Genomic DNA, 22459 nt, shown 5'->3' with positions numbered 1-22459 from the left:
GGCGCCGGCCTGAACTCAACCTGCGCCCATGATGAGCGGCCCCTCCGCTACGCTCCGGACCGCTCATGAGTGCTGCTGGGACCTGTCCTCGACCAGCGCGACGAACTCCTGCTCGTTGCGCTCGGCGAGCCGCACGTAGGCGTAGCCGACGACGAACAGGAACGGGTAGGCGGCCACCCCGAGCAGCAGCCACGGCACCGACACCCCGAGCAGGTGCGCCCGGCCGACGGCGGGAGCGGCGGCGAACAGCAGCGGCAGCCCGCCGAGCCCGACCGCGACGACCGCCGCGAGCCGGATCGCCACCGCCAGCTGCGCCCGGACCAGGCCGCGGGCGAGCGCCGCGCCGACCGGGCTCTGCTCTTCGAGCTCGGCGCGGGTGCGAGCGGGATCGATGCGGGCGCGGGCGACGTCACCGAGCACCACGCGGACCCGCGGGGCAGGTGGCTCCATGGACGGCAGTCTTGCAATCACCGCGAAACATCCGCAAGGGGCCGACGTCCCCCGTTTGAACGTCGGCCCCTCGCGGAGTTGGTTACCGGTAGCTCCGGTAGCAGGGGAAACGCCCCGCCGTCAGCCGCTCGGGGACGATCTTGCGGGCCTCGGACCGGCCGAGGTTCCAGCCGCGCCAGTCGTCGGCGTCGTGGACGTCGCGGGAGATCTCCGACAGGGCGCACTCGCGGGCGTCCGCCGGCAGCTTGTCGAGCGCCGGGGCGGCGTCGGCGGACAGCGTCGACAGGTACCAGATGTCGGTGTTGTTGTGGTTGGCGTACCGGGCGACGTTCTGCTCGGCGATGAACCGGTCCGGGTTGAGGATCGCGAGACCCAGCAGGGTGATCACCCACAGGGCGACCGCGGTCCGCGGCAGCCACCGGGTCACCGGCACGACCCCGGCCACCATGATCAGGACGATGAGGCCACCGAGCCACAGCTCGAACGCGCTGACCAGGACCCGCAGGCGGGTGAAGCCGTACGCCTGCTCGTACACATCCATCCGCCACAGTGCGGAGATCACGACGACGAGCGCGCCGGCGGACAGCAGCCCGAGCAGCACGCGCAGCAGCAGCCGCTCGCGGGGCGTCTCACGCGCCGCCTTGCGGACCGTCACCGCGATCACGACCAGCGTGAGCAGGGTGACGACGAGCAGTTGCCAGAAGCCCTTGCGGGCGTAGTCGGCGAACGTGAGCCCGGCGGTGCGCATGACGTAGTCCCGGTCGCCGAACAGGACCGCGACCTGCACGCCGACGAAGATCCCGAAGACGGCGAGCACGGCGCCGACCGGGACGACCCACTCGTACCAGCGCACCGTGCGGGTCGGGCGCGGCTTGCCGTCGCCGACCGTGGACGGGCTGTGCAGCAGGTACGCGCCGCCGAACGTCAGGAACGCGAAGATCGCGCCGACGAACAGCCAGCGGAACGGCGTGGCCGGCGACAGGTCGGGCAGGATCGCCTGCACGATCTGGTCGAAGGCGGCGTCGGCGCTGGCGAACAGGGCCCCGAACACGACGAGCAGCAGCAGACCGAGCCCGACCGAGGCGAGCACCCGCGACGCGCCGGACGCGCCCTCCTTGGCCCGCGCCCGGGCGATGCCCCAGCGGACCCACGGCAGCGACCGGAACCCGGCCAGCGGCAGGGTCAGCACCGCCATGAAGACCGCCGGGACCCGCCGGCCCGCGCCGACGGCGAGCGCGACGCTGGCGAACGCGGCCAGGACGCACAGCGCGAACAGCCAGCCGGCGGCCCGGAACACGCCGACCGACAGCAGCGCGACGGCCGCGACGCTCCAGCACGTCGCCTCGATCGCGCTGGTGCCGCGCCGCTCCGGATCCATCCGGAGGATGACGACGAGCAGGGCGACGACGAGCCCGAGGCCGGCGATCGGCCAGCCGATCCCGGGCCGGTCCAGCGGCAGGGCCGCGGCCGCGACAACGGCGGCGACCAGGCCACCGATGAGCACGTCCGGGTCGGCGGCGGAGCTGCGCTGCGGCCAGTGCCGCTGGAACACCGTCGGGTCCGGCGGGCCGAGCCGGATCGGGCTGAGCAGCGCCGCGTTGGGACCCATCGGCTGTGGGTGGGTCGGCGGCGGGGGCATGGTGGCGAGCGTCCCCTGCGGCCTGGCCTGCTGTCCCGGCTGACCCGGATGCCCCGGCTGCGGCGGTCGCGGCGGCGGTGGCTGCTGTGGTGGCTGCTGCTGCGGTGGCTTCCAAAGGTTCGGCGAGGTGCCCCCGTTCGGCTGCGGTACCGCGGGTGCCGCGGCCTGTGCCGGTGCCGCAGATTGGGTGGGCTCGACAGGTGCCGCGGCAGCTGGTCTCTCGGGCTCACCCTGCGGTGGTGGCGGCGATGCCGGCGGCGCGGCGGTGGCCGGCTGCTGCGGCCCGTCGGACGGTGCTGGGGTCGACATATCGGACTCCGGGGTATGAGGAACCGCGCGTCCGGCGGTGCGCCGGACACGTACTGAAGACGCTTGGATCAGACGGGCAGGGTGACCCGGATGCGACATCCTGTCGTGCCATCCGGCTGCTCGATGACCGCGATCGTGCCGTCGTGCAGCTGGATGAACCACTGCGCGATCGCCAGCCCGAGACCGGTGCCGCCGCCGGAGGCGCGGGCCCCGCGGGTGAACCGCTCGAACACCCGCTCGCGTTCCGCGTGCGGGATGCCGGGCCCCTCGTCGACGACCTCGATCATCACCCGGTCGCCGTCGCGGCGGCCGATGATGGTGACGGTCCCGCCGTCGGGGCTGTGCCGGGTGGCGTTGTCGACCAGGTTGGTCAGGACGTGGTGCAGCCGCGCCCGGTCGGCACTGACCAGGGCGTTCTCCGGAAAGGCGCAGGACAGGTATTCGACCTTGTAACCGGCCGCGGACGCCTTGACCTCGGCCTCGGCGACGACCTCGATGAGGAGGTCCTCGACGCGGAAGTCCTCCCGGTCCAGGGGGATGACGCCGGCGTCGAGGCGGGACAGGTCGAGCAGTTCGGTGACCAGCCGGCCGAGGCGTTCGGTCTGGGCGAGGGCGGTGCGCAGCGTCGCCTGGTCGGGCTGGACGACGCCGTCGACGACGTTCTCCAGGACCGCCTGCACGGCGGAGATCGGGGTGCGCAGCTCGTGGGAGACGTTGGCGATCAGCTCGCGGCGCTGCTGGTCGGCGGCGGCGAGCTCGGCGGCCATCTGGTTGAACGCGACGGCAAGCTGCCCGACCTCGTCCTTCGACGTGGCCCGGACCCGGGCGGAGTAGTCGCCGCGGGACATCGCCTGCGCGGCGGCGGTCATGTCCCGCAGCGGCGACGTCACGCCGCGGGCAAGGACCTGGGAGGTGAGCAGGCCGACGGTCAGCGCGATCTCGGTCGTCGTCGGCGGGATCCAGCCGATGCCGATCCAGAAGACGCCCAGACCGGCGCCGGCGGAGGCGACGAGCAGGACGGCGAGCTTGAGCTTGATCGAGCGCAGCGGGTCGAGCGGGCGGGGCAGCAGGTCCAGGAAGTTCTTCATGTGGTCTCCAGCGCGTACCCGACCCCGTGGACGGTCCTGATCAGGTCGGAACCGAGCTTGCGGCGCAACGCCTTGATGTGGCTGTCGACGGTGCGGGTCCCGGACGCGTCGGCCCAGCCCCACACCTCGGCGAGGAGCCGCTCCCGTGGCAGCACCGTCCGCGGGCGGGTGGCGAGGTTGACCAGCAGGTCGAACTCGGTCGGCGTCAGGTGCGCCTCGACCCCGCCGCGGCTGACCCGCCGCTGCGCCCGGTTGATCTCCAGGTCGCCGAGGACGATCGGTGCGGCGTCCGGCTCCGGCTGGGCCTGCGCCAGCCGCTCGAGGCGCCGCAGCAGCACGTGGACGCGGGCGGCGAGCTCCCGCATCGAGAACGGTTTGGTGATGTAGTCGTCGGCACCGACAGCCAACCCGACGAGCATGTCGGTCTCGTCGTCACGCGCGGTGAGCATGAGGACGGCAACGGGTCGCTCCGCCTGGATGCGCCGGCAGACCTCGAGCCCGTCGAACCCGGGCAGCATCACGTCGAGCACCACCAGGTCCGGGCGGAGCAGCTTGGCCGCGGCGACCGCGGACGGACCGTCGTGTGCCTGGTCGACGGCGAACCCCTCGGCGCGCAGCCGGGCCGCGATCGACTCGGCGATCATCCGCTCGTCGTCGACGACGAGGATCCTGCGCCGTTCCCCCGTGCCCGCTCCGGTCATGCCAGCAGCGTATTGGGTAGATGCGAGGGGCAACGGTGCGTGATGTGTGGAAGTCGTGAAGACCTACGACCAGCTTTTGGCGGCGCGCACCAGCCGGTCCTTGAGCTCCCGGGTGTGCCGGCGGCTCACCGGCAGCTCGTGATCGTCGATCACCACCACGTAACCGGTGTTGGTCATCCGCAGCTCGGTGATGAGTTTCAGTTGGACCAGGAACGAGCGGTGCACCCGCACGAACCCGGCGTCGGCCCAGCGCTCGGCGAGCGTCGCCAGCGACACCCGCACGAGGTGGGAGGCGTCGGCGGTGTGCAGCCGGGCGTAGTCGCCCTGCGCCTCGACCCAGCGCACCGACGAGCGGGGCAGCATCCGGGTGGTGCCGGCCAGCTCCACCGGGATCGTCGGGTCGTCCTGCCGGTCGCGGCGGCCGGCGACCGCGGGGTGCGTCGGGACGAGCCGGGTGGCCAGCACCCGGCGCAGCGACTCGGCGATCCGGTCGGCGCGGACCGGTTTGCGCACGTAGTCGGCGACGCCGAGGTCGAACGCCTCGGCGGCGCGGTCGTCGTACGCGGTCACGAACACCACGGCGGGCGGCTTCGCGAACCGGCCGAGGACCCTGGCCAGCTCCATCCCGTCGAGGCCGGGCATGCGGATGTCGAGGAAGACGGCGTCGACGTCGATGTCGCGCAGGACCCGCAGCGCCTCGGTCGCGTCGCCGGCGGTGTGCAGCCGCCCGACGCGGGGGTCGGCGCGCAGCAGATACGCGAGCTCGTCCAGTGCCGGGACCTCGTCGTCGACGGCGAGGACGCGCAGGAACCCGGTCTGCTGCGCGTGCTCCTGAACGACCTGCCCGCTGACGCTCCGGTTCGCGCCCGTGTTCATGCTCATCGGCTGCTCCGCACTCCGGTTCATTGGCTGCTCCGCACGCCGGTTCATTGGCTGCTTCGCACGCCTGGGTGGAACTTGGGGACCCGCATGCTCACCTTCGTGCCCGCGTCGGGAGCCGTCTCGACCACGACGCCGAACCCGTCGCCAAAAACCGACCGTAGCCGCTCGTCGACGTTGCGCAAGCCGACGTGCTGCCCGGCGTCGACGGTGTCGTCGGCACTCAGCAGCACGGCGGGATCCATCCCCACCCCGTCGTCCTCGACGGTGATGTGACATTCGGCGCCGGCGTCCCTGGCCACGATGCTGATCGTGCCCATGCCGGGCTTGCGGGACAATCCGTGCCGGACCGCGTTCTCGACCAGCGGCTGCAGGCACAGGAACGGCAGCGTCACCGGCAGCACCTCGGGGGCGATCTGGAGCCGTACCTGTAGCCGCTCGCCGAACCGGGCGCGTTCGATGGTCAGGTACCGGTCGATGGACCGCAGCTCCTCGGCGAGCGTGGTGAACTCGCCGTGCGCGCGGAACGAGTACCGGGTGAACTCGGCGAACTCCAGGATCAGCTCGCGGGCCAGCTCGGGGTCGGTCCGCACGAAGCTCGCGATCGCGGTCAGCGCGTTGTAGATGAAGTGCGGGCTGATCTGCGCCCGCAGCGCCCGGACCTCGGCGCGGGCCAGGCGGGCCCGGGACGTGTCGAGCTCGGCGAGGGCCAGCTGCGTGCCGACCCACCGCGCGGTCTCCGCGGTGGCCTGCACGAGACCCGGCGCGGGCGGCCCGTCGGACAGCGCGACGAGCGCGCCTTCGCGCTGGGCGAGCGGCACGACGACGGCGCCGCGGACCGGGCAGTCGACGAGGTCGCACGGCAGCTCGTCGCCACCGAGCACGGTGGAGCGCCCGGCGATGACGGCCTTCGCGGCGGCGGTGGCGACCTGCTCCCGGTGGTGCTCCCCCGCGCCGTCGAACGCCAGGACCTTCGTCGCATCGGTGACCGCGATCCCGGCGGCGCCGGTCAGGGTCCGTAGGTGCCGGACGGCCTTGCCGGCGGCGGTGTCGGTGAGCCCGTTGCGCAGCGGCTCGGCGGCGAGGGCCGCGATGTGCAGGACGTCGTAGGTGGCCCGCTGCGCGGCGGTTGCGATCGCCCGCCGTGACCGCAGCCGGATGACCGCCCATACGGCGACGGCCAGCGCCGCCGCCAGCCCCACGACCGCGATCCCAGCGGCGAGGTTTCCACCCACGCGCTCATCCTGGACCACCCGGGCGGCCGGAGCCATGCCCCAGCGTCAGTGAACGCCTCAGCGTCAGTGAACGCCTCAGCGTCAGTAGGCGCCCTTGCGGAAGACGACGACGCCGATGGTGCGCCACATGGTGTGCAGGTCCAGCACCAGGGACCAGTTGTCGACGTAGTAGAGGTCGAGGCGGACCGCGTCGTCCCAGGACAGGTCGCTGCGGCCGCTGACCTGCCACAGGCCGGTGATGCCGGGGCGGACCAGCAGGCGGCGGCGGACGTCGCCGAGGAAGTCGCCGTCGTCGGCGGGCAGCGGGCGCGGGCCGACCAGGGACATCTCGCCGGCGAGGACGTTGAGGATCTGCGGCAGCTCGTCGATCGAGGTGGCGCGCAGCCACTTGCCGACCTTGAAGACCCGCGGGTCGTTCTTCATCTTGAAGAGCAGGCCGTCGCTCTCGTTCTGCTCGTCGAGAGTGGCCTGGCGCTCCTCGGCGTCGATATACATGGTCCGCAGCTTCCAGACCTTGAAGACCTTGCCCTCGCGGCCGATGCGGGGCTGGCGGAAGAAGATCGGCCCCGGGTCGGACAGCTTGATGGCCAGCGCCACGATCGGGAAGAACGGCAGCACGATCAGCAGGGCGATCAGCGCGAGGGTCCGGTCGATCACGTTCTTGAACAGCCAGCCGAGGCCGGAGAGCTTGGGCTCCTCGACGTAGAGCAGCGGGATGCCCTCGATCGGGCGGATGTGCACGCGCGGGCCGGCGATGTCGGTGAGCTGGGGCGCGACGGCGAGGTCGATGCCGGTGCCTTCCAGCTGCCACGCGAGGCGGCGCAGCTCGAGCGGCTCGGCGCTGGCGGAGCCGCAGACCGCGATCGTGTCGGCGTTGAGCTCGCGGACGAGGGAGAGGATGTCGCGGCCGGCGTGCACCGGCACGGGGGTGACGGCGCTCGGATGTGGCGCGTAGCCCTCGATGAGATGGATGCCGACGGGGACGAGCCCGGCCGCCGGGTCGCGGGCGATGGCCTGGTGGACCTCGAGCGCCTCCTGCAGGGTGCCGACGAGCAGCATCCGGTGGACCGCGAGGTTGAACCGGGTCCGGACGAACTGCAGCGCCCGCCGGGCGAGATATCGCAGGATCAGCACGAACAGCAGGCCGCCGACCAGGGCCGCGCCGACGGAGGTGCGGGACACCTGGGTCTTGGTGGAGAACGCGGCGAACGCGACGATGGCCACGACCGTCCACGAGGCGCGGACGACCCGCTTGAACTCGTCGGTGCCGGTGCCGAGATACCGGCGGTCATAGGCGCCGTGACCCCACAGGACGAGCAGCCACACGGCCGGCAGCAACCCGAACGTCATCAGGGTCCACAGGTTGGGGTTCTTCTCGAAGATCTGGTTGGTCTTGTCGTCGAGGAAGGTCCGGGCGATGAGGCTGGCCAGGACGCAGGCAGTGGTGTCCAGCAGCAGCAGGATCGCCGCATAGGGCCGGTGCCAGCGGGACGCCCGCCGGGCGCGCTGCCAGCCGGAACGGGGCACGCCGTTGGGGCCGAGCGGGGTGAGCGCGTGCTCGGGAAGGATCTCGAAGCTGTCAAGCTCACCCAAGGTCGATCTCCGGCTCGGCGGGGTGGCCGGACGTTGGAGACTAGCGGTCACCTGAGTGTGTCCTCTCGCACCACGATCCGGGGATCAGGGCGCTCAACTGCTCGACCGGGTGGGATGTGGTTGCTGGCTACGAGGACACCCGATCGCACGCGAGAAGTGTCCCATGTTGGCCAGGGCAACCGACGACGACCGGCCGAGACTAGTTGCTCAACGTGTTGGCTGTCGAGTGCACTGGCGTGGGCCGGACAGAACTCCGCGTGACAATCACCCCGAGTAGCGCACCGCCCACCAAACACGTCAGAAGGGGCAAGACGCTGCCGAGCGGCGGCTGCCACGTTCCCCCGATCGGGTTCAGCCCTTCGTTGATTCCGCGCTGGAAGCGGGTCATGACCCGGGCCAGGGCATACAGATCGAGGGGGACCGTCACGGCGATGAGGCCGACGGCCAGCCGGTCGAGCCAGCCACGGTCCGACAGCCACGCTGCGTAACGGTCCGCTAGCCCCGCAAGGAGCACGACACCGACGCCGAGCGGCATGACGTAGCGGCCGTGGGCGAAGTGGCCGACCTTGGGTGCGAAGTAGAGTTCCAGAGCGAACAGCAGGGCCACGGAGGCGACGGCGACGGCGACGATGCCGATGCGCAGCCGCGTGGTGCCGAACCACAGCGCCGGCACGACGAGGGCGGCGACCATGAGGTACCAGAGCCCGATCATGCCGAGGGAGACCGTGGTTTCGCCGTAGCCGAACTGACCGATGATCTGTCGCACCCAGAACTCGGCACGGTCGTCGGCGATGTCACGCAGGATGGCGCCGCTGGAGGTGGCCGCGATGGGCCGGCCGGGGTCGACGGCGTCGCCCCGGGACGCGACCAGGGCCCAGAAGACCGCGAAGGCGACCCCGCCGGCGACCGGCAGCCAGAACGCCCGGGACCGGACCCAGGTCCGGGTCACGAACAGCGACACGACCAGCACACCCGCGGCGAAGAACGGCCCGAGGTCCCGGACCGTGAGCAGCAGCGCCGCGGCCACCCCGGCCGCCGGCCAGTGTCTGCGCAGCAGCGCGACGTAGAGCAGCACCGCGGCGCTGATCTCCATGCCGTTGGGGTTGATGGCGCCGTCGAGGTTCATGGCCATCGGGGTCGCGGCGAGCACCACCGCGGCCCGCAGCAGGCCCGGGCCGGCCAGGGCGAACGCGCCGGCGAGCAGCAGCGCCGACAGCGCCGCGGACAGCAGCCGTGCCCAGATCAGGCCGGCGTTGTCGGGTGAGATCCGCAGCGGCAGCCCGACCAGCGCGTAGTAGACCGGGCTGTACCGGGCGGCGGCGCTGGGGACGAGCACCGAAGAGCGGTCCGCGGTGAACTCGAGGCAGGAGGCCGGTGCATAGGCAGGCTTGTCGATCCACGTGCAGTCGGCGTTGGCGGGCAGGAGGCTGCGGGGACCGGTGAACGCGTTGGTCTCGATGCCGCCGGCGTCCAGGGCGCGGTCGTGCGGCAGCCACTGGCCGGTCCACACCGCCCAGGCCCGCACGAGGTGCTGTTTCTCGTCGTAGGTGCCGTTGGCCGGCAGCGCGATCGCCCACGCCGCGCCGAGCAGGAAGAAACCGACGAAAGCGATCAGGAAGGCACGGCGCACCCGGTCAGCGTACGAGCTTCGACAACCGCCGGTCGGCCAAGGGTTTGCCGCCGGTCTGGCAGGTCGGGCAGTACTGCAACGACGTGTCGGCGAACGAGACCTCCCGGACCGTGTCGCCGCAGACCGGGCAGGGCAGGCCGGTGCGGGCGTGCACGGCGAGCCCGGAGCGTTTCTCGGACTTCAGCGTGGCCGCCTTCTGCCCGACGGACCGCTCCACCGCGTTGGTCAGCACGGCGCGGGTCGCGGCATGCAGCGCGGCCATCGTCGCGTCGGTGATGCGGTTGGTGAGCGCGAACGGCGACATCTTCGCGGCGTGCAGGATCTCGTCCGAATACGCGTTGCCGACGCCCGCGATCACGGTCTGGTCGGTGAGCACGCCCTTGATCTGGCCTTTGCGGCTGCGGATCGCGGCGGCGAACTCGTCGGTGGTGACGGCGAGGACGTCGGGGCCGAGCCGGGCGATGCCGGGGACGAGCCGCGGGTCGGTGACGAAGTAGGCGGCGAGGCTCTTCTTCGTGCCGGCCTCGGTGAGGTCGAAGCCCGACTCGTCGTCCAGCCGGAGCCGCACCGCGATCGGGCCGGAGCCCGGCTTCAGCGGGGTCTTGGCGTTGAACGTCTCCCGGTAGTGCAGCCAGCCGGCGCGGGCGAGGTGCGTGACGAGGTGCAGGTCGTCGCCGACGTGGATGTCGAGGAACTTGCCGTGCCGGGACGCCCCGGTCAGCGGCAGGCCGGCGGCGGCGGTCACCGGCGGGTCGAAGGTCTTCAACGCGCTGAGCGACGGGACCTCGATGCGGTCGATGGTGTGGCCGACGGCGCGGTCGCGGAGGAACGCGGCGAGCGCTTCGACCTCGGGAAGCTCGGGCACTTGTACAGTCTGCCTCAAGTACGCTTTTGCCGTCATGAAGGTCGTTGTCGCGCACAATCGCTACGCGTCCGGCGCACCGTCCGGTGAGAACGTCATCGTCGATGCCGAGATCGCGCAACTGTCCACGGCCGGGGTGTCGGTGCTGCCGTTCCTGCGCAGCTCCGACGAGATCGGCACGTTCTCCACCGCGCAGAAGGTGCTGCTGCCGCTGTCACCGATCCGCAACGGCGAGTCGCAGCGCGCCCTGGAAAAGCTGATAAAAGCGGAAAAGCCGGATGTGTTACACCTGCACAACGCCTACCCGCTGCTGTCGCCGTGGGTGGTGCGGACCGCGCACGCGCACAACGTGCCGGTCGTGCACACCGTGCACAACTACCGGCAGGTCTGCGCGCCCGGGCTGTACTTCCGCGACGGACACATCTGCACGGAGTGCCGCGGCAAGGCGTTCGCGCTGCCGGCGATCCGGCACGCCTGCTATAGGGGGTCGAAGGCCCAGTCGGCGGTCATGGCGACGACCCTGGCCGTGCACCGCGGCACGTGGCGCGGCGTCGACCGGTTCATCGCGCTCACCGACCGGATCGCCGAGCACCTGCGCGACTTCGGCATCCCGGACGAGCGGATCACCGTCAAGCCCAACGGCATCCCGGACACGGGCGCCGCGACGGGCACCGGTGAGGGATTCGTCTACGTGGCGCGGCTGAGCCCGGAGAAGGGCCTGGAGCTGGTGCTGGACGCGTGGCGCCGGCACCCGGACGGCGCGCTTGGCCCGCTGCGGATCATCGGCGACGGGCCACTGCGCCCCCTCGCGGAGGCGGCCGCACGCGACAGGTCGGATATTTCGTATCTGGGCGTTGTCCCGAACACCGAGGTGCGCTCCCAGCTCGGTGCCTCGGCCTGCACGATCGTCGCTTCCACCTGGCACGACGTGCTGCCGACCGTGGTGCTGGAGTCGTTGTGCGCCGGGCGGCCGGCGCTGGTCACCGACCGGGGCGGGCTGCCGTTCCTCACCGGTGACGCGGGCTGGGTCACCGAGGCCACCCCGGAGGCCCTCGCCGAGGGGCTGGCGAAGGCGCACGTGGGCGCCGCGGGGCTCGCGACGGTCGCGCGGCGGCGCTACGAGGAGCACTTCTCCCCCGACGTGCTCACCCAGCGGCTGATCGACGTCTACCGCAGCGTCCTGCGATGACGGCCCGGGCCGGCTGGGCGGTCGCCGGGATCGTGGCCGTCGGCCTGCTCGCCGGCGCGGTCGAACTGGTCGTCGACGACAGCTACCGTGACGCCGCCCTGGCGCTGGTCGCCGGCCTGATCGCGGGTGCGGTCGGGGTGCTCACCGCGACGCTGGTGCCGTCCTCCGACCCCCGGGGACTCGTTCTCGGCGGCGTGTTCGCGGTGCAGGGGGTGTTGAGCTGGACGTACACCAACACCGGCGGCGTCGTGTGGACCTTGCTGCTGCTGTCGGGCGTGCTGTTCCTGGCGTGGTGCCGGCCGTTCTCGCCTGTCGCGCTGCGATCCGGCGCCGCGTGGCTGGGCGTCTCCTATCTCGTCATCGGCGCGATCGGCGCGGTGCTGGTGATGAAGCCGGAGATCGCGGCCCAGCGGGTGGCCTATGCCGGATATTTCGGACTCGTGGTGCTTGCGCTGTTCGCGTTCCGCGGGTCGTTCGCGCGGCTCACGCTCGGGATCGCGGTCGCGTTCCTCGGCACGGTCGCGGCGCTGCTGCTGGCCGGCTCCGGCAACCTGTTCACGTCGCCCCACGTCGTGCCGGACACCCCCTGGGGGCGCGGCTTCGAGTACCGGTTCTGGGGCGCGTCCTGGCTGCTGGACCACCCCAACGCGATGGCCTGCATCGCCGCCCTCGCCGCGATCCGGATCGGCGCCGACGCGGGCCTGGCCGCCTGGCAGCGCATCGGATCGGTCGCGACGGCGGCGCTGATCCTCTGCACCAGTGACTCCCGCACCGGCTTCCTGCTCCTGCTCACTGCGACGCTGGTGTTCATCTGGTACGGCCGGCGCCAGGCCCTCGTTCCCGCCGCCGCCCTCGCGATCGTGCTCCTGGCCAACGGCCCGTCGTTCCTGATCAAGGAGCGCTACGGCGACGACGCCGGGGTCAGCAGCGGCCGGGTCGAGACCTGGCGGCAGGTCGGCGCCGACTGGCGGCACGACAGCCTCACCGAGAAGCTGCTCGGCAACACCCGCGACGCCCGGGCCACCGTGTACCGGGCCAGCAGCGGCGCCGACATCAAGCTGACCGTCGACAACGCGCCGATCGCCGCGCTGCGCAAGGCCGGCGTGGTCGGCGTCGGCGCCTTCCTCGCCGGCCTCGGCCTGCTGCTGTGGAACGTGTGGCGGCGCCGCCGGGACGCCCCGCCGTGGCTCGTCGTGCTGCTCCCCGGCGCGCTGGTGACGATGATCACCAACGAGTGGCTGATCGGCGGCACCGGCGGCACGCTGTGGCTGCTCCTGCTGGCCGGCGAGGCCGCCCTGCTGCTCAGTCCACCCAGTGCGCCGGCTTCTGCACGATGACCTGCTTGCCGTAGTCGGAGAACTCGACGACGACCGCGGCGCGCACCTTTGGTGCCGGGCCGCCTTGGAAGAGCGGCGACAGGTAGCTCACCTTCGCGACCTTGCCGTCGCGCACGGTGACCTCGCCGGTGGTGATGAAGCCCGGCTGGTCGTAGGTGGCGCCGGGTGACGCCTGCCCGGCCGGCCCTTGGGTGTGGAAGCGGTAGACGCCTGGCGACACCTCCTTCACCGACCCGGCGTCCTCGAGCGTCTTGAGCAGCTGGGGGGCGTCGCTGGACATCGCGATCGGGTCGTCGCCCAGGCCGCTGAACGTGAGCGTGTCGTGCCGCCCGTCGTTCTGGAACTTCCAGTGGCCCTTCCCGTCGCCGATGAACCGCTCCCCGTTGACGAGCCGCTGCTCCCCGCCGTCGTCGTAGCGCAGGACACCGGTGGTGCTCGCCGGGTCGAACTCACCCTGCGCGGTCCGCGACCTGACCAGCAGCCGCTCCTCCTCGGCGGTGAGCGTCGCCCCGTCCACGGGCTTCGGCACCATGCTGATCGTGAACGCGTAGCTGGTCGACCCGCTCGCGGCGACCGCGGCGGCCAGCCGGAGCTGGGGCGTGCTCTCCTGCGTGGCCATGGTCGTCGTCGTGGCGGGGCCCGCCGTGCCACCCGGCCCGGCCGGCCCAGCCGGCTGGAGCGCCACGAACCCGGTCGCGACCGCGACCGTCGCGGCGACGGTCACCCCGGCGCGGGTCGCGGTCCGGCGCCGCCGGGCCCGCCGGCCACGCTCCAGCAGGACCCGGGTCGGCGGGGCGGAGCCCGGCTCGCGGTCCACGAGTGCGTGCAACTGATCCGAAAGATGCTGGTCGATGGACATGGCGGGTCACCCGTTCCGTTCGAAGATGGGTTCACGCAGGGCGGCCCGCAGTTTGGCGAGCGCCCGCGCGTTCTGGCTCTTGACCGTGCCGACGGAGCAGCCGAGGATGCCCGCGATCTCCGCCTCGGGCAGGTCCTCGTAGTGGCGCAGCACGACCACCGCGCGCTGCCTGGGCGGCAGCCGCAGCAGGGCGTGCCGGAGCAGCTCGGCGTCGGGGTGCCGGTCGGCGGTGCGGTCGGCGGCGAGGTCCGGCGGGTCCGCGACGAGCCGCTCCCGGCGCAGCCGCCGCCACAGCGACACGTTGCCGTTGGCGAGCATGCGGCGCAGGTACGCGTGCGGGTCGTCGGCGCGGGCCAGCCGCCGCCACCGCTCGTAGATCCTGACCAGGCAGTCCTGGAGCAGGTCCTCGCCGCGGTGCCGGTCGCCGGTCAACAGGATGGCCAGCCGCAGATGTCGCTGCCAGGCGACCTCTACGAAGGCCACATAGCTGGCGTCGGTGTCTTCCACGGCCCTTGCACGTCCGGCCGGGCGAAAAGGTTGCTCAGGCGCTCTGGGTCGCGTCCAGCCGCGTCGCCGGCGCCGTGGCCGGCGGGCCGACGGTCTTCAGCGCGTAGCCGTACAGGATGACCATGCAGACCAGGCCGGTGGCGGAGCCGGTGAGCAGCCCCCAGGCCGCGCCCTGCAGGCCCTGGCTCGCGCCGATCGACAGCCCGGTCAGCGACACGGTCGCGAACACCACGTATTGCACGAACAGCATCCTGGCCCGGTGCATGCCGCGCATCGCCGCGGTGAACGGCACCTGGAGCAGGTAGACCGCGCCTTGCAGCGCGATCGGCAGCGCGAGGGGGGCGGCCTCCTCGAACTTGTCGGTGGCGGTCAGCACCCAGGACACCAACGGCCACACGACGCCGACCATGACCGCGCCCAGCACCGCGAAGGCGACCGCGAGCTGCCGCGTCTGACGGCGCAGGGTCGCGGCGGCCTCGGCTCCCTCGGCGCCGGGCTTCACGGCGTCGGCGGCCGCCCGGGACGCCCGCGGCACGAGCAGGCCCTGGATCGCCGCGACGAGGTTCTGCACCGGCTGCAGCTGCACCGTCTGCACGAAGCGCAGGTTGCCGAGCTCGATCTTCGACAGCTTGCCGGCGACCAGGAAGCTGATCGACAGGACCTGCACCTGGGCCACGATCGCCGTGGCGGTGAACCAGCCGGACAGGTGCCGGGTCTCGGCGAGCCACGCCTTCGGGTTGCCGCGCCACGGCAGCCGGCGCTCGCGCAGCAGGTATACGGTGGCGCCGGCGGTGGCGCCGATGCCCCACGCGGCGAGCAGGCCGCCCGCGCTTTCATTACCGGTGAGGATCATGGCAATGATCACGACGCCCTGCGTGCCGGCCCACACGAGGTCGATGCCGAGCGCCTTCTCGGGGCGGCGGTCCGCGAGATAGTCGCAGCGGGCCGTGTCGTGCAGCATCAGCGGCACCATGAACGGCACCAGCCAGATCAGCTCGTCCAGGTCGATCTTGCCGTTGTGCGGCCACGCCAGCCACAGCACGATGAAGGCGACCATCGTGGTGACCCCGGAGCAGAACGCCGTCGTCAGCCCGTTGCGGACGAGCCGCCCCCGGTGCTCACCCTCGAACCGCGAGGCGAGCGCGAGCAGCACGTCACCGACGAACGCCCGGTTGAGGTACATCGAGAAGTAGCCGACGCTCAACGCGAGCGCCAGCGCGCCGAACTGATCCTTGGGCAGCAGGATGCCGCCGAGCAGCGTGTTCGCCGCGTTGGCGGTCGCGATGACAACCTGGTCGAGCAGGCCGGCACCGACGAAACGGGACGCGACACGAAACGCCTGCAAGCGGCGGCGGCGTGATGGCGGCTGGTCGGTCACCCTCGACGGCCATGGTCGCGAACGAGCTTCACGACACGCACCATACGTGACCTGCGGGTGACGAGACTATCCCGTCGGGCCGTTCACCAACTGACATCCAGCGGTTTTCCCTCCGCGTACCCTGCCGCACTCTGAATTCCGACAGTGGAACGCTCCGCGAACTCGTCCAGGTTGCTCGCACCCGCATACGTGCAGGCGCTGCGCACCCCCGCGACGATCGCGTCGAGGATGTCCTCCACGCCGGGTCGGCGCGGGTCAAGATACATCCGCGACGATGAGATGCCCTCTTCGAACAGCGCCTTGCGAGCCCGCTCGTACACGCTGTCGTCCGCGGTCCGCCGGCTCACCGCACGCGCCGACGCCATGCCGAAGTTCTCCTTGTAGAGCCGGCCGCTCGGGTCGCGGCGCGGGTCACCCGGCGACTCGTGCGTGCCGGCGAGCCACGACCCGATCATCACGTTGGACGCGCCGGCGGCGAGCGCGAGCGCCACGTCCCGCGGGTGCCGCACGCCGCCGTCGGCCCACACGTGCCGGCCGTGCCGCTTTGCCTCGGCGGCACACTCCAGCACCGCGGAGAACTGGGGCCGTCCGACCCCCGTCATCATCCTGGTCGTGCACATCGCACCCGGCCCGACACCCACCTTGACGATGTCGGCGCCCGCGTCGATGAGGTCGGCGACCCCGTCGCGGGTCACCACGTTGCCGGCGGCCACCGGTACCTTCGGATCCAGGGCCCGGACGGCTCGCAGCGTGGAGAGCATCCGCTCCTGGTGCCCGTGTGCGGTGTCGACCACGAGCACGTCGACCCCCGCGGCGAGCAGCTTGTCGGCCCGGCCGGGCGCGTCGCCGGTGATGCCGATCGCGGCGCCGATGCGCAGCTTCCCACCGGCGTCGACCGCCGGCTGGTAGAGCGTGGCCCTCAGCGCCGCGTTCCTGGTCAGGATGCCGACCAGCCGGCCGGCCTTGTCGATGACCGGGGCAAGCTTGTGGTGCCCGGCGGTGAGCTCCTCGAACGCGGCCTCCGGGCTGATGTCCTCCGGCAGGGTCTGCAGGTTGCGCGACATCACGCTCTGCAGCTGGCTGAACCGGTCGACGTCGGTGCAGTCGCTCTCGGTCACGACACCCACCGGCCTGCCGTCCTGCACGACGATCACCGCGCCGTGTGCCCGCTTCGGCAGCAGATCCAGCGCCAGCGACACCGTCTCCGTCGGCCCGAGGGTGATCGGGGTGTCATGCACCAGGTGCCGCTGCTTCACCCACGAGACCGCCTCGGCGACCACGTCGATCGGGATGTCCTGCGGGATGATCGCCAGACCGCCCCGGCGGGCGACCGTCTCCGCCATCCGCCGACCGGCGACAGCGGTCATGTTTGCCACCACGATCGGGATCGTCGTGCCGCTGCCGTCCGTGGTGTTCAAATCGACGGCCATGCGTGACTCGACGGCGCTGCGGCTCGGCACCATGAACACGTCGTCATAGGTCAGGTCATAGCCGGGATGCTGATCGTTGAGGAAGCGCACGTCTTCGAACTCTAACGCGCGTTCCGGCGCGGTATCGGGCGTTCCCGCGCTGCTTCTCGCTTCCGTTGCCACTTCTGGTCCGCACGCAAGGGTGGGTGACTCTTGAGAGTCGGCCCCTGAGCAGGGAGGATTTCCGTAACGTGCCTTGCGAGGAGTGATGCCTGATGCAGGTCCACGAAGCGATGTCCACTGCCGTCGTCCAGCTCGGCCCGGACCATACCCTCCGCCAAGCCGCCCAGTTGATGTCCCGCCGGCAGGTCGGATCGGCGATCGTCGTCGATCCCGACGGCTCTGGCGTCGGCATCATCACCGAACGCGACATCCTCAAGGCGATCGGCGCCGACCTCAACCCTGACGTCGAGCGCACCGCCGAGCACATCACCTGGGAGGTCGTCTACGCGAGCCCTTCCTGGACGATCGAGGAGGCCGCCTCCGCGATGGTCCGCGGCGGTTTCCGCCACCTGGTCGTCCTCGACGGGGACGACGTCCTCGGCGTGATCTCCGTTCGTGACGTGCTCCGGGTGTGGGTCCACCAGAGTTCGCCCATCGCCGCCTGATCGTCGCGGTTTTCGCCGATGCGCTGGCCGGGGTCGGCGTGCGTGATCGTCATGCCCGCAACATAGATGGTGTGCGATTTACCCGCGATCCGAAGATCATCTTGCGGGTAGATCGCACACCGTCGATGCCGCAAAGCCACGAACCTGGGCATTGACCAACGTCTCCGCAATGCGAGCCACGCCCGTGCGGCGCATCAGGCCTAACGGATCGGGCCTAGCGGATCAGGCCCGGGTCGATGGTGACCGTGAACGGGTCGTCGGTGGTGAACTCGATCCCGGCTTCCACCGTGGTCGCGGTCAGGTAGCCGTCGGCGTGCGGGCCGGCCATCGGATCCGTGTGCACGGTGAGGGTGTGGCTCCTCGAATCGAGGATCCAATACTGCGGGATGCCCGCCGCGCCATAGTCGTGGCGGCGCAGCACCAGGCCGGGCAGCGGGTTGCTCAGGGACATGACCTCGATGACGACCAGGACGTCGGCGGCGGGGACGACGTCACCCTCGCCGTCGATGGCCTCGGTCCGCGTCACCATCAGGTCGGGCACGTAGGTGCGACCATCGCCACAGTCCACGCCGAGGCCGACGGCCAGCACGGCGAACTGCGGCGGGCAGGCCTTGCGCAGCACCGTCTCGAGGCGGTGGCTCGCCCGGCGGTGCGAGACGGCCGGGGCGAGGCCGGTGACCAGCGCTTCGCTGGTCGACCACTGGGGAATCCGCTGCGGTGTGTAGGCCGACATCGTCATACCCCACATGCTCCCACCGGGGTACGACAATTTCTTTTCCACCTGGTGGAGCGGGCGGAACTCGGCTGAGCCGGCCCACCCCGCTCTCGTAGGCTGGCGCCATGCAGCTCATCTCTTTCGCCCGTGGCGCACCCAGTCTCGACATCATCGACGTCGACGGGCTGAAGGCCGCTGCGGTGCGGGCATTCGAGGCCGACCCGGCTGGCATCACCGCCTATGGCACGTCGGTCGGCTACCTTCCGCTGCGGTCGTGGATCGCGGCAAAGCACGGCGTCGACGCGGACCAGGTCATTGTGACCAACGGCTCACTGCAGGCCGACGCGCTGCTCTTCGAGCACCTGGTGAAGCCGGGTGACGCGGTGGTGGTGGAGAAGCCCACCTATGACCGCACCCTGCTCAACCTGCGCAACCTGGGTGCCGTGGTGCACCAGGTGACGGTCGACGCCGACGGCATCGACACCGATGAGCTGCGGCAGCTGCTGGAATCCGGGGTGCGCCCGACGCTGGCGCACATCATCCCGAACTTCCAGAACCCCGCCGGCGTCACGCTGTCGAAAGAGCGCCGGGAGAAGCTCGTCGCGCTCGCCGAGGAGTTCGGGTTCACGATCTTCGAGGACGACCCGTACGCGGACATCCGCTGGCGGGGCGAGAAGCTGCCGACGATGCTGTCGCAGGACACCACCGGCGTGGTCGTGCACGCGAGCTCGTTCACCAAGACGATCGCGCCCGGGCTGCGGGTCGGTTACCTGGTCGGGCCGAAGGCGACGATCGCCGCGATCGCCAAGCGGGCGACCAACCTCTACATCTCGCCGAGCATGGTCGCCGAGGCGATCACGCACCAGTTCTGCGTGACCGGCGACATCGAGCGGTCGATCGAGAAGGTGTCGGCGACGTTGGGCGAGCGGGCCCGGCTCCTCGCCGACGGACTGCGCAAGCACGTGCCCGACGCGACGTTCGTGGAGCCCGACGGTGGCTACTTCCTGTGGGTCGAGCTGCCGGAGGACATCGACACGACGGAGCTGGAGACCGTGGCCGCGCGGGACTTCGGGGTCGCCGTGGTCAAGGGCAGCGACTTCCTGCTGGAGGGCGGCAGGCACTCGGTGCGGCTGGCGTTCTCGGCGGTGCTGACGGACCAGGTCGACGAGGGTGTGTCCCGGCTGGCAGCGGCGATCGAGGCGGTCCGCAAGGGATAGGAAGCGCCTGGCGGAAAAGCGACACCAAACCGTGATGGCGGGTGGGTTCCGCTGTCGGCTCTGGATGGCTGAAAATCCAGCCCGGCGTGGTTTGCTGAATCGCGCCGCAGACATCACCCCCCGCCCCCCAACGGCACCGGGTGGGTCGACCGCGCCCCCACCCCCCACCTGCGGTCGACCCATCCGGTGCCTACTTTTTTGCCCAACGAACACGGCGGAGGTCGCGATGACCGACGAGCAGCTGGCAGGCTCGTTCTCCAGGGCGTTGGCCCGTCCGGTGCGGGCGATGTCGCGCATGCTGAGTCCGACCGTGACGGCCGCGGCGACGGCGGAGCCGCCGTCGACGGCCAGTTCGATCGTCGACTGTGCGCTGTATGTCGACGGGGTGCGCCAACCCGGCGGCTGGCACTACGCGGAGGCGCTCACCGCGGCCCGCAAGCATCGGCACGCATTCGTCTGGGTCGGGCTGAAGGAGCCGGGCGCGCGGGAGATGGCCGCGATCGCGGAGACGTTCCAGCTGCACGAGCTGGCCGTGGAGGACGCCGTCAACTCCTCGCAGCGGCCGAAGGTCGAGCGCTACGGCGACATGACCTTCATGACGATGCGGACCGCGCGGTATGTCGAGCACGACGAGCTCACCGAGAGCAGCGAGGTCGTGGAGACCGGCGACGTGCTGATGTTCATCGGCGAGCACTTCATCATCACGGTCCGCCACGGTGACGCGTGCCGGTTGACGCCGGTGCGCACGGACCTGGAGCGGCGCCGGGAGGTCCTCGCGAGGGGGCCGTGGGCGGTCGCCTATGCCGTCGCCGACACCGTCGTCGACGTCATGGTGGAGGTGGTCGCGGCCATCGAGGAGGACGTCGCGATCATCGAGGACCAGGTGTTCAGCCCGGTGAAGCGCAGCAAGGGCAAGGGCACCGATCGGATCCAGCGGGTGTATCAGCTCAAGCGCGAGCTGATGGAGTTCAAGCGCGCGGTCCTGCCGTTGCAGCGGCCCCTGGCCGGTCTGGTCAGCGGTCAGCTCGCGGAGGTGCCCGAGGAGATCCGCCGCTACTTCCGGGACGTGAACGACCACCTGGTCCGCACGGTCGAGCAGGTGCTCTACCTCGACGACGTGATCAACTCGGTGCTGCAGGCGCGGCTGGCGCAGGTGAGCGTCGACCAGAACAACGACATGCGCAAGATCGCGGCCTGGGCCGGCATCGCGGCCGTGTGGACGTCGGTCGCCGGCGTCTACGGGATGAACTTCGACTTCATGCCGGAGACGAAGTGGGTCTTCGGCTATCCGGGTGTGATGACGCTCATGGTGGTGGCCTCGGCGCTGCTGTACCGGGCGTTCAGAAAATCCGGCTGGCTGTAAGACAACGGGCTGAAGGACAAAACGCGGACGGGCCGTCCCCCGTGGCTGGGGAGGGCCCGTCCGCGCGCTCGTGCGTCAGGAGCGGCTGTTCTTCGACGTCGCCTGCGGCATCGGGTGCTTGTCGTATTCACCGCTGCCCGAGGGGCCGGTGTTGGTGTTCTTGCTGCCGATCAGGTCCGAGGCGCGGTCCTTGGCCGCCTCACCCATCGTCTTGGCCTTGTCGACCCCGGCGTCCATCGTGGACTTCGCCGAGTCGAGCATCGAGCCGGTGTCGCTGGTGGTGCGGGTCGAGCCGTACTCATCCCAGGTCTGGTTGGCCCGGCGGCGCCGCATGAGGGCGGTGGCCGCGCCGACCGCAGCGCCCGCCATCAGCAGTCCGCCGATTGCCATCGGCCAACGGCGACTGTTCCGGCTCTCGTTCTTCATCATCTTCGCTTTCCCCTTGCGCCCCATCATCTCGGCCTGCTTGCTCGCCTGGCGCGAACGGTCGCGGGCGATGATGAGGACCGTCCCCGCAGCACCACCGGCCTTCGCAAGGCCAGGCTTGACCGCATTCCGGGCGTTCTCGACGCGCGGCGCCAATGCCCCCGAAGCGCCATCGGCGGCGTGCGCCGCGGCCATCCGCAGGTGGCCCAGGCTTTCGCCGAGCTCCTCCTGCATGAGCCGGCGGTGCGTCTTCACCTCACGACGTCCAAACACTTGCTCCACCTCCATGGCCGCGAAACCTCGTCCTCCCCGGGTTACCCAGGGAAAACTTTCCGAACCGGTCCGCTGTTCGTCATCCTGCCGCGAACCGGCGGCCCGCACACCCGGATCCGCCAGAATCCGCGTCCGATACGGTGATGACGGAATGTCACCAAAGAAAGGGAGAACTGGTGGCCGAGCAACTGTTCGCGACGCTGCACACCAACGTCGGCGCCATCCGGCTGGAGCTGTTCCCCAACCACGCCCCGAAGACGGTTCGCAACTTCGTGGAGCTCGCCGAGGGCAGCAAGGAATACACCGACCCGCGCACGGGCGAGCCGGGCAAGGGCCCGTACTACAACGGCGTCATCTTCCACCGCGTGATCGACGGCTTCATGATCCAGGGTGGTGACCCGACGGGCACCGGCACCGGCGGTCCGGGCTTCAACTTCAACGACGAGATCCACCCCGAGCTGCAGTTCAACCGGCCGTTCCTGCTGGCCATGGCCAACGCGGGCATCCGCTTCGGCCAGGGCACCAACGGCTCGCAGTTCTTCATCACGCTCGGCCCGACGCCGCACCTCAACGGCAAGCACACCATCTTCGGTGAGGTTGCCGACGACGACTCGCGGAAGGTCGTGCAGCAGATCGGCGGCACGCAGACGGGCCAGATGGACCGTCCCCGCCAGGACATCGTGATCGAGCGGGTGGACATCGAACGGGTCTCATGAAGAGCTGGCTAATCTT

21 protein-coding genes are annotated in these 22459 nt (G+C 70.8%); 6 read left to right on the top strand and 15 right to left on the bottom strand.

Translation table 11 applies throughout. The features are described from left to right. Positions 1 to 63: 63 nt before the first annotated feature. The 9 genes from AB0K00_RS03005 to AB0K00_RS02965 all read right to left on the bottom strand — a co-directional run bounded on the left by AB0K00_RS03005 (position 64) and on the right by AB0K00_RS02965 (position 10389). Positions 64 to 450, bottom strand: coding sequence for a hypothetical protein (locus AB0K00_RS03005; RefSeq protein ID WP_363514281.1), 387 nt, complete (start codon positions 448 to 450; stop codon positions 64 to 66). 82 nt (positions 451 to 532) lie between these two features. Next, positions 533 to 2059, bottom strand: a complete 1527-nt coding sequence (locus tag AB0K00_RS03000) for a DUF4173 domain-containing protein (protein WP_363514278.1) — start codon at positions 2057 to 2059, stop codon at positions 533 to 535. 407 nt (positions 2060 to 2466) lie between these two features. After that, positions 2467 to 3486, bottom strand: a complete 1020-nt coding sequence (locus AB0K00_RS02995) for a HAMP domain-containing sensor histidine kinase (protein WP_363514275.1) — start codon at positions 3484 to 3486, stop codon at positions 2467 to 2469. Beyond that, a complete protein-coding gene (locus tag AB0K00_RS02990) occupies positions 3483 to 4187 on the bottom strand; it encodes a response regulator transcription factor (protein WP_363514272.1) in 705 nt (234 codons plus the stop codon). The genes AB0K00_RS02995 and AB0K00_RS02990 overlap by 4 nt, the downstream gene beginning before the upstream one ends. Positions 4188 to 4250: 63 nt before the next feature. Continuing rightward, entirely contained in the window at positions 4251 to 5063 is an 813-nt protein-coding gene (locus tag AB0K00_RS02985; protein WP_363515043.1) for a LytTR family DNA-binding domain-containing protein, read from the bottom strand. A gap of 50 nt (positions 5064 to 5113) precedes the next feature. Continuing rightward, entirely contained in the window at positions 5114 to 6301 is a 1188-nt protein-coding gene (locus tag AB0K00_RS02980; protein WP_363514269.1) for a histidine kinase, read from the bottom strand. Between the two features lie 81 nt (positions 6302 to 6382). Then, positions 6383 to 7894: a sugar transferase gene (locus AB0K00_RS02975; RefSeq protein WP_363514266.1), complete on the bottom strand. Its 1512-nt coding sequence runs from the start codon at positions 7892 to 7894 to the stop codon at positions 6383 to 6385. 199 nt (positions 7895 to 8093) lie between these two features. Then, the gene (locus AB0K00_RS02970; protein ID WP_363514263.1) at positions 8094 to 9524 is read right to left on the bottom strand and encodes a DUF2142 domain-containing protein; all 1431 of its coding nucleotides are present in this window, start codon (positions 9522 to 9524) and stop codon (positions 8094 to 8096) included. 4 nt (positions 9525 to 9528) lie between these two features. After that, complete coding sequence (locus AB0K00_RS02965; RefSeq protein WP_363514260.1) at positions 9529 to 10389, bottom strand: DNA-formamidopyrimidine glycosylase family protein; 861 nt, start codon at positions 10387 to 10389, stop codon at positions 9529 to 9531. A gap of 34 nt (positions 10390 to 10423) precedes the next feature. Here AB0K00_RS02965 and AB0K00_RS02960 point away from each other — a divergent pair, with 34 nt between their 5' ends. Next, the gene (locus AB0K00_RS02960; RefSeq protein WP_363514257.1) at positions 10424 to 11575 is read left to right on the top strand and encodes a glycosyltransferase family 4 protein; all 1152 of its coding nucleotides are present in this window, start codon (positions 10424 to 10426) and stop codon (positions 11573 to 11575) included. Then, positions 11572 to 12912: a hypothetical protein gene (locus tag AB0K00_RS02955; RefSeq protein ID WP_363514254.1), complete on the top strand. Its 1341-nt coding sequence runs from the start codon at positions 11572 to 11574 to the stop codon at positions 12910 to 12912. The genes AB0K00_RS02960 and AB0K00_RS02955 overlap by 4 nt, the downstream gene beginning before the upstream one ends. Here AB0K00_RS02955 and AB0K00_RS02950 read toward each other — a convergent pair. The 4 genes from AB0K00_RS02950 to AB0K00_RS02935 form a co-directional block, all read right to left on the bottom strand. Beyond that, the gene (locus tag AB0K00_RS02950) at positions 12878 to 13771 is read right to left on the bottom strand and encodes a hypothetical protein (RefSeq protein ID WP_363514252.1); all 894 of its coding nucleotides are present in this window, start codon (positions 13769 to 13771) and stop codon (positions 12878 to 12880) included. The genes AB0K00_RS02955 and AB0K00_RS02950 overlap by 35 nt on opposite strands. A 6-nt stretch (positions 13772 to 13777) precedes the next feature. Continuing rightward, positions 13778 to 14278: a SigE family RNA polymerase sigma factor gene (locus AB0K00_RS02945; protein WP_363514249.1), complete on the bottom strand. Its 501-nt coding sequence runs from the start codon at positions 14276 to 14278 to the stop codon at positions 13778 to 13780. A 34-nt stretch (positions 14279 to 14312) separates the two neighbouring features. Then, entirely contained in the window at positions 14313 to 15623 is a 1311-nt protein-coding gene (locus tag AB0K00_RS02940; protein ID WP_363514246.1) for a hypothetical protein, read from the bottom strand. A gap of 116 nt (positions 15624 to 15739) precedes the next feature. After that, positions 15740 to 17176, bottom strand: coding sequence for a GuaB1 family IMP dehydrogenase-related protein (locus AB0K00_RS02935; protein ID WP_363514243.1), 1437 nt, complete (start codon positions 17174 to 17176; stop codon positions 15740 to 15742). A gap of 164 nt (positions 17177 to 17340) precedes the next feature. Here AB0K00_RS02935 and AB0K00_RS02930 point away from each other — a divergent pair, with 164 nt between their 5' ends. Then, positions 17341 to 17733 carry a CBS domain-containing protein gene (locus AB0K00_RS02930; protein WP_363514240.1) on the top strand — a complete coding sequence of 131 codons (393 nt, stop codon included), beginning with the start codon at positions 17341 to 17343 and terminating at the stop codon, positions 17731 to 17733. 214 nt (positions 17734 to 17947) lie between these two features. Here the strand turns inward: AB0K00_RS02930 and AB0K00_RS02925 are convergent, their stop codons facing one another. Next, positions 17948 to 18472: a Uma2 family endonuclease gene (locus AB0K00_RS02925; RefSeq protein ID WP_363514237.1), complete on the bottom strand. Its 525-nt coding sequence runs from the start codon at positions 18470 to 18472 to the stop codon at positions 17948 to 17950. 101 nt (positions 18473 to 18573) lie between these two features. On the opposite strand from AB0K00_RS02925, the gene AB0K00_RS02920 reads away from it, so the two are divergent. Then, complete coding sequence (locus AB0K00_RS02920) at positions 18574 to 19665, top strand: PLP-dependent aminotransferase family protein (RefSeq protein WP_363514234.1); 1092 nt, start codon at positions 18574 to 18576, stop codon at positions 19663 to 19665. A 226-nt stretch (positions 19666 to 19891) separates the two neighbouring features. Further along, positions 19892 to 21028, top strand: coding sequence for a magnesium and cobalt transport protein CorA (locus AB0K00_RS02915; RefSeq protein WP_363514231.1), 1137 nt, complete (start codon positions 19892 to 19894; stop codon positions 21026 to 21028). A gap of 75 nt (positions 21029 to 21103) precedes the next feature. Here the strand turns inward: AB0K00_RS02915 and AB0K00_RS02910 are convergent, their stop codons facing one another. Continuing rightward, positions 21104 to 21742, bottom strand: coding sequence for a hypothetical protein (locus AB0K00_RS02910; protein ID WP_363514228.1), 639 nt, complete (start codon positions 21740 to 21742; stop codon positions 21104 to 21106). Positions 21743 to 21903: 161 nt separating this feature from the next. Between AB0K00_RS02910 and AB0K00_RS02905 the strand changes: the two genes are divergently transcribed. Continuing rightward, on the top strand, positions 21904 to 22443 hold the full coding sequence (locus AB0K00_RS02905) for a peptidylprolyl isomerase (RefSeq protein WP_363514225.1): 540 nt from the start codon (positions 21904 to 21906) through the stop codon (positions 22441 to 22443). The last annotated feature ends 16 nt before the right edge of the window (positions 22444 to 22459 follow it).

The organism is Dactylosporangium sp. NPDC049525 (assembly GCF_040676755.1).
In the GTDB taxonomy this organism is placed as follows: Bacteria; Actinomycetota; Actinomycetes; order Mycobacteriales; family Micromonosporaceae; genus Dactylosporangium.
Note: the sequence above shows the minus strand (reverse complement) of the source record. Positions and strands in the feature narration are given on the sequence as shown.